This window comes from Streptomyces sp. NPDC111516 (genome assembly GCF_055635345.1).
The window spans coordinates 53,008-67,509 of record NZ_JBVKBV010000002.1; the positions used below are offsets into that span (position 1 = coordinate 53,008).

At 70.4% G+C, this 14,502-nt stretch carries 13 protein-coding genes; 7 read left to right on the top strand and 6 right to left on the bottom strand.

Translation table 11 applies throughout. The features are described 5' to 3' along the window. Positions 1-44: 44 nt before the first annotated feature. A complete protein-coding gene (trhA, locus tag ACZ7L9_RS05835) occupies positions 45-740 on the bottom strand; it encodes a PAQR family membrane homeostasis protein TrhA (protein ID WP_471412898.1) in 696 nt (231 codons plus the stop codon). Between the two features lie 210 nt (positions 741-950). Here trhA and ACZ7L9_RS05840 point away from each other — a divergent pair, with 210 nt between their 5' ends. Beyond that, positions 951-2,786: a phosphoenolpyruvate carboxykinase (GTP) gene (locus tag ACZ7L9_RS05840; RefSeq protein WP_471412900.1), complete on the top strand. Its 1,836-nt coding sequence runs from the start codon at positions 951-953 to the stop codon at positions 2,784-2,786. 311 nt (positions 2,787-3,097) lie between these two features. Continuing rightward, positions 3,098-4,810 carry an Ig-like domain repeat protein gene (locus ACZ7L9_RS05845; protein WP_471412902.1) on the top strand — a complete coding sequence of 571 codons (1,713 nt, stop codon included), beginning with the start codon at positions 3,098-3,100 and terminating at the stop codon, positions 4,808-4,810. Positions 4,811-4,950: 140 nt separating this feature from the next. On the opposite strand, the gene ACZ7L9_RS05850 is transcribed toward ACZ7L9_RS05845, so the two are convergent. Both ACZ7L9_RS05850 and ACZ7L9_RS05855 read right to left on the bottom strand, forming a co-directional pair. Continuing rightward, a complete protein-coding gene (locus tag ACZ7L9_RS05850) occupies positions 4,951-5,355 on the bottom strand; it encodes an SCO4983 family protein (RefSeq protein ID WP_471412904.1) in 405 nt (134 codons plus the stop codon). Positions 5,356-5,458: 103 nt separating this feature from the next. After that, entirely contained in the window at positions 5,459-6,670 is a 1,212-nt protein-coding gene (locus ACZ7L9_RS05855) for a pyridoxal phosphate-dependent aminotransferase (protein WP_389982476.1), read from the bottom strand. 262 nt (positions 6,671-6,932) lie between these two features. Here ACZ7L9_RS05855 and ACZ7L9_RS05860 point away from each other — a divergent pair, with 262 nt between their 5' ends. Both ACZ7L9_RS05860 and ACZ7L9_RS05865 read left to right on the top strand, forming a co-directional pair. Next, positions 6,933-7,298 (top strand): type II toxin-antitoxin system RelE/ParE family toxin, encoded by a 366-nt coding sequence (locus ACZ7L9_RS05860; RefSeq protein ID WP_471412906.1) that lies wholly within the window; start codon positions 6,933-6,935, stop codon positions 7,296-7,298. Continuing rightward, positions 7,298-7,606 (top strand): helix-turn-helix domain-containing protein, encoded by a 309-nt coding sequence (locus ACZ7L9_RS05865; protein WP_471412908.1) that lies wholly within the window; start codon positions 7,298-7,300, stop codon positions 7,604-7,606. The genes ACZ7L9_RS05860 and ACZ7L9_RS05865 overlap by 1 nt, the downstream gene beginning before the upstream one ends. Positions 7,607-7,697: 91 nt before the next feature. Here the strand turns inward: ACZ7L9_RS05865 and ACZ7L9_RS05870 are convergent, their stop codons facing one another. Beyond that, the gene (locus ACZ7L9_RS05870) at positions 7,698-8,588 is read right to left on the bottom strand and encodes an NAD(P)-dependent oxidoreductase (protein ID WP_471412910.1); all 891 of its coding nucleotides are present in this window, start codon (positions 8,586-8,588) and stop codon (positions 7,698-7,700) included. Positions 8,589-8,684: 96 nt separating this feature from the next. On the opposite strand from ACZ7L9_RS05870, the gene ACZ7L9_RS05875 reads away from it, so the two are divergent. Beyond that, entirely contained in the window at positions 8,685-9,032 is a 348-nt protein-coding gene (locus tag ACZ7L9_RS05875; RefSeq protein WP_471412911.1) for a winged helix-turn-helix transcriptional regulator, read from the top strand. Between the two features lie 211 nt (positions 9,033-9,243). Further along, positions 9,244-10,122 (top strand): S1 family peptidase, encoded by an 879-nt coding sequence (locus tag ACZ7L9_RS05880; RefSeq protein WP_471412913.1) that lies wholly within the window; start codon positions 9,244-9,246, stop codon positions 10,120-10,122. A gap of 93 nt (positions 10,123-10,215) precedes the next feature. On the opposite strand, the gene ACZ7L9_RS05885 is transcribed toward ACZ7L9_RS05880, so the two are convergent. Together ACZ7L9_RS05885 and ACZ7L9_RS05890 are read right to left on the bottom strand one after the other, a co-directional pair. Continuing rightward, entirely contained in the window at positions 10,216-11,835 is a 1,620-nt protein-coding gene (locus ACZ7L9_RS05885; RefSeq protein ID WP_471412915.1) for an N-acyl-D-amino-acid deacylase family protein, read from the bottom strand. Between the two features lie 59 nt (positions 11,836-11,894). After that, complete coding sequence (locus tag ACZ7L9_RS05890; RefSeq protein ID WP_471412916.1) at positions 11,895-13,253, bottom strand: alanine racemase; 1,359 nt, start codon at positions 13,251-13,253, stop codon at positions 11,895-11,897. A 169-nt stretch (positions 13,254-13,422) separates the two neighbouring features. Here ACZ7L9_RS05890 and ACZ7L9_RS05895 point away from each other — a divergent pair, with 169 nt between their 5' ends. Then, a complete protein-coding gene (locus tag ACZ7L9_RS05895) occupies positions 13,423-14,490 on the top strand; it encodes a sugar kinase (protein WP_471412917.1) in 1,068 nt (355 codons plus the stop codon). The last annotated feature ends 12 nt before the right edge of the window (positions 14,491-14,502 follow it).

Sequence of the window (14,502 nt, forward strand, 5' to 3'; positions counted from 1 at the left end):
ATGGAAGGCGCCCGGGCCATGCCCGTACCGTCCCGGAAAGGCGTTCAGTGGTGGTTGTACGCCACCAGCGAGATGCCGACGTAGTGCACGACGAACGCCGCCAGGGTCAGTGAGTGGAAGACCTCGTGGAAGCCGAACCAGCGCGGGGACGGATTGGGACGCTTGATGCCGTAGATGACACCGCCCACGCTGTACAGCAGCCCGCCGACGACGACGAGCACCAGCACCGCGATCCCGCCGGTGCGCATGAAGTCCGGCAGGAAGAAGACCGCGGCCCAGCCCATCGCCAGGTAGCACGGCGTGTAGAGCCAGCGCGGGGCGCCGACCCAGAAGACCCGGAAGGCGATGCCCGCGGCCGCCGCCCCCCAGACCGCCCACAGGAGCGGCGTCCCGGTCGACTCGGGGAGCAGGAGCAGGGTCAGCGGGGTGTAGGTGCCCGCGATGATCAGGAAGATGTTGGCGTGGTCGAGCCGGCGGAGCACCGCCTCGCCCCGCGGGCCCCAGGTGCCGCGGTGGTAGAGCGCACTCACACCGAACAGCAGGCACGCGGTCAGGACGTAGATGCCGCAGGCGATCCGGCCGCGGACGCTGCCCGTCAGCGCGATCAGTGCGATCCCCGCGACGATCACGGCGGGAAACATCCCGGCGTGCAGCCAGCCGCGCATGCGCGGTTTCACCGGGGCGGTGTCGGGCTCGGCTGATTCCAGCCCGGTCGGCTCGGGCACGACGGCAGCAGTCATCCCCGCATCGTACCTACGCAACCGTAGGTAACGGATGGGAGTGGGAATGCTCACGTGTGCCTCCCCCTGGACATATGGGGGCATCGGCCGGATGATCAAATGAGTGCGGTCGGCACCGGATGAGCGCCAATGAGATTCTTAGGGGTCGAAGCATCCGGGTCGCAGCCCCCACGGGGCCAACCAAACAGACACCCTCAACAAGGAGCGATCGTGGCGCGCGACATCGCGGCTCCCCTCACTGTCCCCACCAACCACCAGGAGCTCGTCTCCTGGGTGAACGAGATCGCAGCCATCACCGAGCCGGACCGGGTGGTCTGGTGCGACGGTTCGGAGGCCGAGTACGAGCGCCTGTGCGGGGAGCTCGTGGCCAGGGGAACGTTCACGAAACTGGACGAGACCAAGCGTCCGAACTCGTACTACGCCGCGTCCGACCCGAGCGATGTCGCCCGCGTCGAGGACCGTACGTTCATCTGCTCCGAGAAGGAGGAGGACGCCGGTCCGACGAACCACTGGAAGGCCCCCGCCGAGATGCGGGAGATCTTCACCGGTGAGAATGGTGTGTTCCGCGGCTCCATGCGTGGGCGCACCATGTACGTCGTGCCCTTCTGCATGGGCCCCGTCGGCTCTCCGCTCTCCGCGATCGGCGTCGAGATCACCGACTCCGCGTACGTCGCCGTCTCGATGCGCACCATGACTCGCATGGGACAGGCCGTCCTCGACGAGCTCGGCTCCGACGGCTTCTTCGTCAAGGCCGTCCACACGCTGGGCGCGCCCCTGGAAGAGGGCCAGGAAGACGTTCCGTGGCCGTGCAACAGCACCAAGTACATCTCGCACTTCCCCGAGGACCGCGAGATCTGGTCGTACGGCTCCGGCTACGGCGGCAACGCCCTGCTCGGCAAGAAGTGCTACGCGCTGCGCATCGCCTCCGTGATGGCCCGCGACGAGGGCTGGCTCGCCGAGCACATGCTGATCCTCAAGCTCACGCCGCCGCAGGGCGAGGGCGAGGGCCCGAAGTACATCGCCGCCGCGTTCCCGAGCGCCTGCGGCAAGACCAACCTCGCGATGCTGGAGCCCACGGTCCCCGGCTGGACCGTCGAGACGATCGGCGACGACATCGCCTGGATGCGGTTCGGTGAGGACGGCCGCCTCTACGCGATCAACCCCGAGGCCGGATTCTTCGGCGTCGCACCCGGCACCGGCGAGCACACCAACGCCAACGCCATGAAGACCATGTGGGGCAACTCCGTCTTCACCAACGTCGCGCTCACCGACGACGGCGACGTCTGGTGGGAGGGCATGACGGAGACCGCGCCGGCCCACCTCACCGACTGGAAGGGCAACGACTGGACGCCCGTGTCCGAGGCGCCGGCCGCCCACCCGAACGCCCGCTTCACCGTCCCGGCGGGCCAGTGCCCGATCATCGCGCCCGAGTGGGAGGACCCGAAGGGCGTGCCGATCTCGGCCATCCTCTTCGGTGGCCGCCGGGCCTCGGCCGTACCGCTGGTGACCGAGTCCTTCAACTGGCAGCACGGTGTCTTCCTCGGCGCCAACGTCGCCTCCGAGAAGACCGCCGCCGCCGAGGGCAAGGTCGGCGAGCTGCGCCGCGACCCGTTCGCCATGCTGCCGTTCTGCGGCTACAACATGGGCGACTACATGGCCCACTGGATCAAGGTCGGCGCGGACAAGCAGGACCAGTCGAAGCTCCCGAAGATCTACTACGTGAACTGGTTCCGCAAGAACGACGCGGGCAAGTTCGTGTGGCCGGGCTTCGGCGAGAACAGCCGCGTCCTGAAGTGGATCGTCGAGCGCCTGGAGGGCAGGGCCGAGGGCGTCGAGACGCCGATCGGCGTCCTGCCTGCCAAGGATGCCCTGGACACCACGGGCCTGGACCTCTCCGACTCCGACCTGGACTTCCTGCTCACGGTCGACAAGGAGGTCTGGCGCGAGGAGGCGGCACTGGTCCCCGAGCACCTCAACACCTTCGGTGACCACACGCCGAAGGAACTGTGGGACGAGTACCGCGCGCTGGTCCAGCGCCTGGGCTGACGCCCCGGGCGCACCCCGTGCGGGTGCGCCCCGCACGCCCCGCGGCCGGCTCTCGGACATCCGCCCTGACCTGTGGGGTCAACAGCCCGCCGCGGTACGGCCCCCGGAATCCCCTCACGATTCCGGGGGTCGCCCCATGTTTCGCCCTGTTCCTGCCTCTTCGCGGAGAACGGCCCGACATCGTCCTGCTCTTGCGCGCGGCACCTCCACAAGATTCGATGTTCCTTCACATGTCTCCGGCTCGGTCGGCCGGAGGCCAACCGAGCCTGTGGGGGACTCAGTTGAGAAGGAATCAGCACCGCATACGCAGCGTGGCGACGCTCGTCGCGCTGACGCTCGGCGCCGCCGGGCTCACCGCCCTCGCTCCACCCGCCGCCCTCGCGGCCGACGGCCCGGTTCCCGGTGACACCGTGGCCAAGCTGCCGATCTCCTCGTACTCGGCGATGGTCGTCGACTCGGTGCACGAGCGGGTCTACGTCACGGACGACCGCCGGAACGGGTACGTGAACCAGGTCCACGTCTACAACTTCCAGGGCCAGAAGGTGGGTTCGTTGCCCACCGCCTCCGCGCCGTCCGGGATGGCCCTGAGCGCGGACAGCGGCACGCTCTACGTCTCGCAGTCCTCGGGCATCCTCGCGTTCGACACCGTCACGCAGGCGTACACCGGTATCACGTACCCCGCGTACGACGTGCCCTGCCCGCGCGACATCGCCTTCGCGGGCGGCAAGCAGTGGCACACCGAGACGCCTTACCTCACCACCGATTGTGACAACCGCCAGTCCTGGCTGTACGGCACGACGGGCAACCAGAGCGCCAACACCGGATGGAACGCGGCGGGCCGGCTGCGGCTGACGAGCGGCCCCGAGGTCCCGGACCGCATCGTGATGGCGCAGAGCCGCAGCACCGGCGAGGCCAACCCCTTCCTCACCACGCTCGACGCCAGCGGCGCCACGCTCGTGCGCGGCCCGGAGCGCCGGTTCGCGGATGCCGAGGGCAAAGGCGCCCTCGACATGAAGGACGTGGCCCAGTCCCCCGACGGCCGGCGGATCGCCGTCGCCGACGCCGCGTACGGCACCCGGCTCCTGGACGCCACCGACCTGTCCGACGCGCCGGCCGCGTACCAGCCGCTGCCCGCGGGGGCGAAGGCGTCCGCAGTCGCCTTCAGCGGCGACGGCACCTACATAGCGCGGGGCGCCGCCGCGACCGGGAGCACGGTCGATCTGCTCGTGCAGCCGGCCGACCCGGCGGCCGGTACGGCTCCGCTGGAGTTCGCCTTCGAGGGTGCGCTCGACGGGGACCGGATCGCGCCGCGCGGGCTCGGCTGGTCGAAGGACGGCTCGCGTCTGTTCGCCGTCACCACCAACACCTCCGGCACCGAGTTCTGGCTGCATGCCATCCAGCCGCCGGCCGCCCAGTACGACTCCCGCTTCACCGGCACGCTCACCACCACCCCGGGCCGGCCCGTCGTCGGCGAACCGGTCGGGATCAGGGGCCGGCTGGAGCTGGACGGGCCCGCGCCCGCCGAACCGGTCAGGGTGACGGCGGTACGGCACGACGCGAACGGCGACCGCAAACTCGCCCCCGTCGAGGTCGATGCCGACGGATCGTTCACCGTCCTCGACGTCCCGTCGCTGGTCGGCGACGCCACCTACACCGTCTCGTTCACCGGTGACATCACCCACCGCCCGGCCGAGGACATCGCGCTCACCGTCGCGGTCGACAAGGCCCCGACGGCCATCGCCCTCACGGCTCCGGCGGAGGCGACGAAGAGCGCCGGGCTGACGATCACAGGCACCCTGACCGGCCAGGGGCGGGCGCTGCCCGCCGGGATCACGCTGTCCGTGGGGCGCACCGACCGGAAGGGCACCGGCACCCTGACCTCGGCCGCCGTCGCCGCCGACGGCACGTTCACCATCAGCGACCTGCCCCGGGTCACCGGCCAGGTGACGTACGAGGTCGGCTATGCGGGCGACGCCCTGCACAGCGGATCGACGGCGTCGGCGACGGTACGGGTCCGCAACTGACGAGCACCGTCCCGCTCAACCGGAACGGCGGTCCGGGCCACCACCCGGACCGCCGCCCCGTCGCGCGCTACCCGTTCCGGCCCATGCCCGGATGAGTGGCACCCGGTCCACGCGCCTCGACGGCACGCCGACCGGGGCCGTCAGTGGGCGCCGACCAGTCGCGACGAGGCGGCGGGGGCGGCGGCGATCGCCGCCGTGTGGGCGTCCATGCGCTCGGCCGCGAGAATCGCGACGGCCGTGTCGGCGCGGGACGCGGCGACCACCAGCACGCGGCCCGCGAGGGCGTGGGCGCGGCGGTGGAGGGTGAGCGCGGGTGCATCGGTGCGACCGGCGTGCCGGGCGGGCGGCGCACCGCGCAGCCTGGCCACCTGCTCGGCGATACGGTCGCCCGCCACGCCGAGGTCCAGCTCGTCGGTGACCGCGAGGAGCGCGGCCAGGTGTCCGGCGAGCTGGATGTCCAGCTCCTCCTCGCGGGAACGGTGCGGGAAGTCGTCGGCATGGTCGGCCGGTGTGTGGACCGATTTGGTGCGGATCGGTTCGTACATGGATGGCCTCCTGGTGTTGCTGTGGAACCATCCTAGCTTGGATTCTGTCTAAAGTTATCCGCAATCGATTCCGAGATGGGTGCCCGACCCTCGCAGCCGGCCGCTACGGCTGGCCGTACCCGTCCAGGAAGTGCGCGATCCGGGTCACCGCGTCCGTCAGATCCTCGGTCGACGGCAGCGTCACGACACGGAAGTGATCGGGTTCCGGCCAGTTGAACCCCGTACCGTGCACGACCATGATCTTCTCGGCCCGCAGCAGGTCGAGGACCATCTGCCGGTCGTCCTTGATCTTGTAGACCTTGGGGTCGAGACGCGGGAAGAGGTACAGCGCCCCCTTCGGCTTCACACAGGTCACACCCGGAATCTGCGTGAGCAGGTCGTACGCGACATCCCGCTGTTCCAGGATCCGCCCGCCCGGCAGCACCAGATCGTTGATCGACTGCCGCCCGCCGAGCGCGGTGGCCACGGCGTGCTGCGACGGCATATTGGCGCAGAGCCGCATGTTGGCGAGGATCGTCAGCCCCTCGATGTACGAGGAGGCATGCGCCTTCGGACCGCAGACCGCCAGCCACCCCGAGCGGTATCCGGCCACGCGGTAGTTCTTGGAGAGCCCGTTGAAGGTGAGCACCATCAGATCGGGCGCGATCGTCGCGGTGGGCGTGTGGGTCGCTCCGTCGTACAGGATCCGGTCGTAGATCTCGTCGGAGCAGACGACCAGGTTGTGGCGCCGGGCGATCTCCGTCAGCCCGCGCAGCATCTCGTCGTCGTAGACCGCGCCCGTCGGGTTGTTCGGGTTGATGATCACGATCGCCTTGGTGCGGTCGGTGATCTTCCGCTCGATGTCGGCGAGGTCCGGCATCCAGTCGGCCTGCTCGTCGCACCGGTAGTGCACGGCCGTACCGCCGGCCAGCGACACCGAGGCGGTCCACAGCGGATAGTCCGGCGCGGGTACGAGGACCTCGTCGCCGTCGTCGAGCAGCGCCTGCATCGACATCTGGATCAGCTCGGAGACGCCGTTGCCCAGGTAGATGTCCTCGACGTCGAGATCGATGCCCTTGGTCTGGTAGTGCTGCATCACCGCGCGCCGCGCCGACAGCAGCCCCTTCGCGTCGCCGTAGCCGTGCGCCCCGGAGAGGTTGCGCAGTATGTCTTCGAGGATCTCGGGCGGGCACTCGAACCCGAACGCGGCAGGGTTGCCGGTGTTCAGCTTGAGGATGCGATGACCGGCCGCTTCCAGCCGCATCGCCTCCTCAAGCACGGGGCCCCGGATTTCGTAACAGACATTGGCGAGCTTCGTGGACTGGATGACCTGCATGTCTGGGAGCTTACGACCGTGTTTCACGGGGCGCCCGGGCTTTGCTCTCAGGTTGCCCCACCCGGGTACTCCCGACGTCCCGCCCCGGCTTCCATCTCCATGCGCCCTCTCCTCCGAACCGTGGGAACGCCGGTCGGTGGCGGGGGCCGGGCTTCGAATGGGCCGGAACGGGGACGTGACGGACTCGGCCGGGTGAGATGCGCCACGTCAGCGGGGGTGTTCGGAGCGTGACGTATTGCTTCGCCGCCGGGTTGACCGTCGTATGAACAAGCCTTACGACTTCGAGATCGAGCCGGAGGTGCGGGCGTGGTTGGAGAGCCTGAGTGATCACGACTACAAGAGGGTCGACGAAGTGGCCGGGATGCTCGCGGAACTCGGGCCCGAGCTGGGAGGCCCCTGGGCCGATCACCTGGAGGGGCCGGTTTGGGAGCTGCGGCTCCGACTCCGCGATGTCGCTCCTCGTGTGACCTACTGGATCACTCCGACACGCACGATCGTGCTCCTGACCGTGTTCCGGAAGACCAGGCAGCACGAGCAAAGCCAGATCGACCGTGCTGTCCGTGCCCAGAAAGTCTGCGAGAGCGCGCATCATGAACCGGTGACCGCGATGTATGAGAGGACGGCGTGATGGCCGGACAGCACAGTCGCTGGATCCCCTCGGACCTGCAGACGGATGATCCGGAACGGATCGCCATTCGCGAGGCCCTGGCCTTCGGTAAAGCCCTCTACGACCGCCGAACCGCACTCGGACTCAGTGTGTCCGAGCTGGCCCTGCGAACCGGCATGGAAGAGGACGACATCGAATGCATCGAAGAGGGCGGGACAGCGCCGACACTCGAACTGCTGAGGAGTCTCGCGGCCGCCCTGGACGCGGACGTGCGCCTCACTCCCGGCCGTGATCTCGGATCGCTCTGGTTCGAAGCGCACGCGGCCTGAACGGGTGACGTACGGGCGCGGAATGCTCGATGGGCGTCCGCGCCGGTACGACGTCCGATTGCTTCGGATGTCATGCCCCGACCGTGAGCAATCAGGTGGCTCGGAGGGCCAGCAGGTCCACCGCACCCGTTGTGCTCTCGTTGCCTCGCCCGTCCGCGAGGAGGCGTTCCAGCAGGGCCAGGTACGGCGTCAGCAACTCATTGCTGACCCCCTGTTCCTCGGCTGTGCGCAGGAGTGTGGCACTGCCCGCGACCTGCATGGCGAGGTTGGACACGACTCCTTGTGTGTAGTCGTCGGCGGTCAGCTGGGCGGCGGCCGCGTGCACGGAGGGCGTCATGGCGACGAGCCAGTCGGCGAGCAGCGGGGCGAGAGTTGTCGGGTCGATGTTCTCCTTGCGGATCAGGGCGAACGCGTGCGCGACCCCTGCGAACATCCCGTACATCGCACTCAGCAGCGCCACATCGTGCAGGGCGGCGAATCCGGCGTCCTCGCCGACGTAGGAGGTTTCGGCCGGTACGGCCAGGACGGCGCGGTGAGCGTCGAAGAGGGTGCGGGAGCCGCTGTAGAAGACGTAGGCGCCGGAGGCCGGGGCGCCGATCATCGGAGGGACCGCCATGATCCCGCCGTCCAGGAAGCGGGCCCCGCGCTCGCCGGCCCAGGTGGCGCGGGCGCGGGCCTGGGCGGGGGTGGATGTGGTGAGGTCGACCAGATCCTTTCCGGCCAGGTCGACGCCGGTCAGGGTCTCGTCGACCGAGGCGTCGTCGAGCAGGCACGTGACGACGAGCCCGCTCGCCACCACCGCCTCGGCGGCGGTCGGGGCGACGAGAGCCCCTTCCGCGGCGAGCGGTTCGGCCCGGCCCGGCCTGCGATTCCAGACGGTGAGCGGATGCCCGGCGGCGAGCCAGGCGCGGGCGAGCGCGGTACCCATGGCACCGAGCCCGAGGAGAGTGAGCGGCGACTTCTCAAATGCGTTGTCGGTCATGCCGATTAGGCTTGTCGCAGGCCCGGAAGTGATCAAGTACGCACTTCGAAGTGGGTGGTTACCGCCAGGTGAGCGAGCAGGTGGGAGGGCTGGACCATGGGGACCGTACGGAGGCCGGGGGCCTACGTCTGCGGGATCGACGCGGCGATGGACGTGATCGGCGGCAAGTGGAAGGTGCTGATCCTCTGGGCGCTCAACGAGCGGGTGTGCCGCTTCGGCGAGCTGCGCAGGATGGTGCCCGGGATCACGGAGAAGGTGCTCACGTCACATCTGCGGGAGCTCGAGGAGGACGACATCGTGCACCGGGAGGTGCACGCGGAGGTGCCGCCGCGCGTCGAGTATTCGCTGACCCCGCTGGGCTTCGGGCTCAACGAGGCGCTGGCGCCGCTCGGCGCCTGGGGGAGGGAGAACGTCCTCGTGAACGCCGAGCGACCGCTGCCCTGACGTCGCGTCCCGCTCCGCGGGCAGGCCGCCCCGTCTGAGCAACAGCGCTTCGAGCAGGTCGGTCCGCGAGCCGACGGTCCGACACTTCGCGGCTTGAAACCGCCCCTTGTGGGGGCCTCTCCCGTGCGCCAACATGCGCATGTCAAGACCGAAGGAACTTCGGTCTCAGGGTCATCAGGGCCCTGGACATGTCACCAGAGGGGACCCCCACATGAAGAAGCCTCTCGTCGGCGCGCTTTTCACCGTTCTGCTCCTCGGGGCGGGAATCGCACCCGCGACCGCGGCCACCGGCCACGACGCGGCAGCGACCGGCACGGTCGAAGCACAGATCCAGCCCAAGGAACAGATCAAGCCGAAGGCGGTCAACTTCGCCGGGACCGTCGCGCTCAGCAACTGTTCCGGCTCGGTCGTCCGTACGCCCGACTCCCAGCCCAATGATCCCGCGCTCGTGCTCTCCAACGGGCACTGCATGGAGTCGGGCTTCCCGGGCCCGGGCAAGGTGGTGTTCGACCAGCCGTCCACCCGTAGCTTCACCCTGCTGAACGCCTCCGGCAGCGGTGTCGGCACCCTGCGCGCGAGCAAGATCGCGTACGGGACGATGACGGACACCGACATATCGGTGTATCAACTCACCAGCACCTACGCGCAGATCGAGAGCAGGTACGGCATCAAGGCGCTGGAACTCAACGCCGCGCACCCCGTTCAGGGCACCGCGATCACGGTGGTCTCCGGCTACTGGAAGCGCACGTACGCCTGCAATGTGGACGGCTTCGTCTACCGCCTCAAGGAGGGCGCGTGGACCTGGAAGGACTCGGTCCGCTACACCTCCGCCTGCCAGACCATCGGCGGTACGTCCGGCTCCCCGGTGATCGACAACGCCACCGGCAAGGTCGTCGCCGTCAACAACACCGGCAACGAGGACGGCCAGCAGTGCACGGACAACAATCCGTGCGAGGTCGACGAGAGCGGCAATGTGACGGTGCGCCAGGGCATCAACTACGCCCAGGAGACCTACGGCATCGTGCCGTGCATCGGTACCGGCAACAAGTTCGACCTCGGCCGGCCGGGATGTGTCCTGCCCAAGCCGTGAGCGTGTGAGCCCCGTCGCCGCCGCGACGCCCATCGGGTGTCGCGGCGGCGACGGGCTCGTCCGGTCAGTGCGTGCCCGTGCGGCGGAGGGGATCTAGGCGCGGCCCGCTCCCCGTACTGCCCGGCCCGCCAGTGCCTGGGTCCGGCGGCCGTCCTCGATGACGAAGCGGCCGTCGATCAGGACGTGCGGGATGCCGACCGGGAGCGTACGCGGTTGCTCGAACGTCGAGCCGGCCGCCACCGTTGTCGGGTCGAAGAGGACCAGGTCCGCGCGGTAGCCCTCGCGGACGTACCCCCGGTCGGCCAGGCGCAACCGCTGCGCCGGGCGGGAGGTGAGGTGGGCGACGCACTCCTCCAGTGACAGGATGCCCAACTCCCGTACGTACCGGCCGAGATACTGCGGGAACGTGCCGTACGCGCGCGGGTGCGGCTTGTCGCCCTGGAGGATGCCGTCGCTGCCGCCGGTGTGGACCCGATGGCGCATGATCTGCCGGACGTTCTCCTCGTGGCCCACATGCTGGAGGATCGTGGAGCCGAGCCGGTCCTCGATGAGCAGCCGGCGGGCGGTCACCCAGGGAGCCTCGCCGCGCAGGCGGGCGGACTCCGCCACGGTGCGGCCGACATGCCCGGCGAGGGAGGGCACGCTCACGCCCGAGATCTCGATCGTGTCCCACTCGATCGGCACGCCGTGGCAGCCGTCCGAGCCCAGCACCTCCAGGTGGTGCCGGATCCGCTCCGCCGTCGCGTCGTCCGCGAGCCGGGTGAGGACCGTCCCCGGCCCGCCCTCGCTCGCCCAGCTCGGCAGCATCGCGACGAGGGTCGTGCAGCCGGGGGTGTACGGGTAGGTGTCGAGGGAGATGTCGGCGCCCGCGTCGAGGGCGTCGTCGAACAGGGCGAGGAGCTCCGGCGCCCTGTCCTTGTTCACCCCGAAGTTCATGGTGGCGTGGGCGAGGTGGAGGGCGCAGCCCGCGTTCCTGGTGAGCTGCACCATCTCCTCGTACGCCCCGAGCGCGCCCGCCCCGTACGAGCGGTGGTGCGGGCAGTAGTAGCCGCCGTACCGGGCCACCACCCGGCACAGTTCGGTGAGTTCGGCGTCGTCCGCGTACATGCCGGGGGTGTACGTGAGGCCGGAGGACATGCCGACCGCGCCGTCCGCCATGCCCTGGGCGACGAGTTCCTTCATCCGGGTCAGCTCGGCGTCGGTGGCCGGACGGTCCTCCCAGCCCATCGCGTACATCCGGACCGTGCCCTGCGGGATGAGGTAGGCGGCGTTGACCGCGATGCCCTGGCCGTCGAAGTTGCGGTCGAGGCGGTCCAGGTATTCGCCGACCGTGCGCCAGTCGAGGTCGAGGTCGGAGCCGTCACCATTCCAGCCGCTGATCGTCTTCCGTACCTCGGCGAGCGTACGGTCGTCGACCGGGGCGTACGACAGGCCGTCCTGGCCGAGGACTTCGAGCGTCACGCCCTGCGCGGCCTTGGCACTGTGGTCGGGGTCGCGGAGCAGCGCGAGATCGCTGTGCGCGTGCATGTCGACGAAGCCGGGGGCGAGGGCGAGCCCGTCGGCGTCGAGGACGCGGCGGGCGGTGGGGCGCGGGCCCGGGGCGTGTTCCGGGTGTATCCCGACTATCCGGCCGTCGCCGATGGCCACGTCGGCGCGCCGGGCGGGGGCGCCGGTGCCGTCGATGACGTCGGCGTTGCGGATGACCAGGTCCATGACGTGGCTCGCCTTTCGCGGGATTTAGACCGACCGGCAAATGGGGGGTGGGAGGGGCACTAGAAGAACGTGCGGATGTAGTCCGTGACCGTGCCGTCCGCCGCCACCAGCGGAATCAGCTGCCACTTGTCGAAACTCGTGCACGGATGCGACAGGCCCATCCCCACCCAGTCGCCCACCTCCAGCTCCGCGCCCGGCTCCGTGCGTACCCACGTGTGCTGGTCCGACAGGCCGCTGACCGTGACACCCGTCGCGGGGCGGACCGTGCCGTCGCGGCCGGACCGGACGACCTGGGCCTGCGGGAGGTCGAGGTCGTACGCCGCGTCCCGCTTGCCCGCGTTGAGGAACGCCTGCTCGGAGGTGGGCCGGGAGACCACCTGCGCCCAGAGCCGGAAGGCGGGCTGCAGGGCCCCCTCCTCGGGGACGCGGTTGAACGGGGTGAGGTGGCGGTAGTGGCCGTCGTCGTGCGAGACGTACGCCCCCGAGCGCAGCAGCTTGAGCACCGGACCGGAGAGGTCCGGGACGTCCGCGAACACGTCCGCCACCGCGTCGAACCACGCGCTGCCGCCCGCGCTGATCACGATCTCCTCGCCGGCCTCCACCGCCGCGGCGAACCTGCCCGCGCGGTCGAAGCCGACGGCCAGCGCCACGAGCCGGCGCAGCCACTCCCGTACCCGCTCGCCGGACGCCTCCGGCACCTCGCCCTCATAGCCGGCCACGCCCACCAGACGCAGCGTTCCGGTCGCGGCCACCGCGTCGGCGACCGCCGCGCAGTCGGCCTCGGTGCGGGCACCGGTACGCGCGCCCTCGCCCGCGCCCAGCTCCACGACGACGTCGACGGGGCGCGAGGCGCCCGCCGCCCGCAGCGTCTCGTCCATCAGCTCCACGCCGCGCACCGAGTCGACGTAGCAGATGAAGTGGAAGTCCGGGTCGCGGTCCAGTTCACCGGCCAGCCAGCGCAGGGCCGCGGCGTCGACGAGCTCGTTGGCGAGGAAGATCCGCCCGATCCCGTACGCCCGGTAGACCCGCGCCTGGTGCGGCACGGCCGCGGTGATGCCCCAGGCGCCGTACGCCAGCTGGCGGGCGAAGAGCTGCGGGGACATGGACGTCTTGCCGTGCGGGGCGAACGCGAGCCCGTGGTGCTCCGCGTACGTCTCCAGAAGGGCGAGATTGTGCTCGACCGACTCGGCGGACAGGGCGAGCACCGGGGTGGTGAAGCCGCCGGTGAAGAGATCGCGCCGCTCGGCGGCGAGGGCGCCGACGGTCAGGCCCTCGGCGTCGGGCGGGAGCGCCTTGAAGCGGTGGTCGACCAGCTCGTCGGCAAGTCCGGCCGCAAGTTCGGCCACGGGACGGTCGGCGGCCAAGGGGGCCTCCTCGATCGAAGTATCGTTGCAGCATATGCAACAGTCATTGCGCATATCGCTTGAGGCTGTCTAACATCCGAGCCGACGCCGGGTCAATGCCCGGTGCCGTGGCCGGCGAAGCCTGCCGGGAGCCGGAGCCGCGTCGGTGCCGGAGCCCGGTGCTGCCCCGCTGAACCGCTGTCCCGCATCACCGAACCCGCCGACCCCCGCGAGGAGCCCCGAAGTGTCCGGAACCCCGGCCAGGACCGTCGACGCCGACACGGCCACCGATGTCGTGTGCCTCGGCGAGTCCATGGTGACGTTCCTGCCGTCGCAGCCCGGACGCCTCGCCGACGTGCCCTCCTTCGATCGCGGTATCGGCGGTGCCGAGTCCAATGTCGCCTGCGCGCTCGCCGCGGCCGGGCACCGGGCCGTCTGGGTCGGCCGGGTCGGCGCTGACGGGTTCGGGGACCACCTCGTCCAGACGATCGCCGGGTACGGCGTCGACACCTCCGCGGTGCGGCGCGACCCGGTGCGGCCCACCGGGATCTACTTCCGTACGGCGACGGACCGGGCCACCGACGTGCACGAGGTCGCGTACTACCGGGCCGGTTCCGCGGCATCCGCGATGTCCCCGGACAACGTCCCGTACGAGGCGCTGTTCGCGGGCCGCGTCCTGCACCTGTCCGGCATCACGGCGGCGCTCTCCGCCGACTGCCTGGCGCTGCTGCGCGACCTGACGGCCCCGCGTCCCGGCCGCCCGCTCGTCTCCTTCGACGTCAACCACCGGCCGGGGCTGTGGCGCGACGCCGACGCGGCTCCCGAGGTGCTCCTGGATCTGGCGCGCCGCTGTGACCTCGTCTTCGTCGGCGAGGACGAGGCCCAGGAGGCGTGGGGGGTGTGCGGGGCGGAGGCGATTCGTGCGGTGCTGCCGGAGCCGGGGGTGCTGGTCGTGAAGCGGGGCGGTGCGGGGGCGACGGTGTTCTCGGGGCCCCGCTCCTCGGCCGCCGCAGCGGCCGACACCGTCACCACCGTCCCCGCCCTCCACGTCGACGTCGTCGCCCCCGTCGGAGCCGGTGACGCCTTCGCCGCCGGGTTCCTCTCCGCCACCCTCCGTGACCTCCCCGTACGCGAGCGCGTCCGGCACGGCCACCTCATGGCCGCCGCCGTCCTCACCGTTCCCGGCGACCTCACCGCCCCTCCGGCCCGCGCGCACGCCGACGCCCTCGCCGCACTGGACGACGAGGCCTGGGGGAGACTTCGTCTCGGCCCCGGGTGGCCGGGGGACGACCAGGAGGTACGTACGACGTGAGCGGGCGCAGCG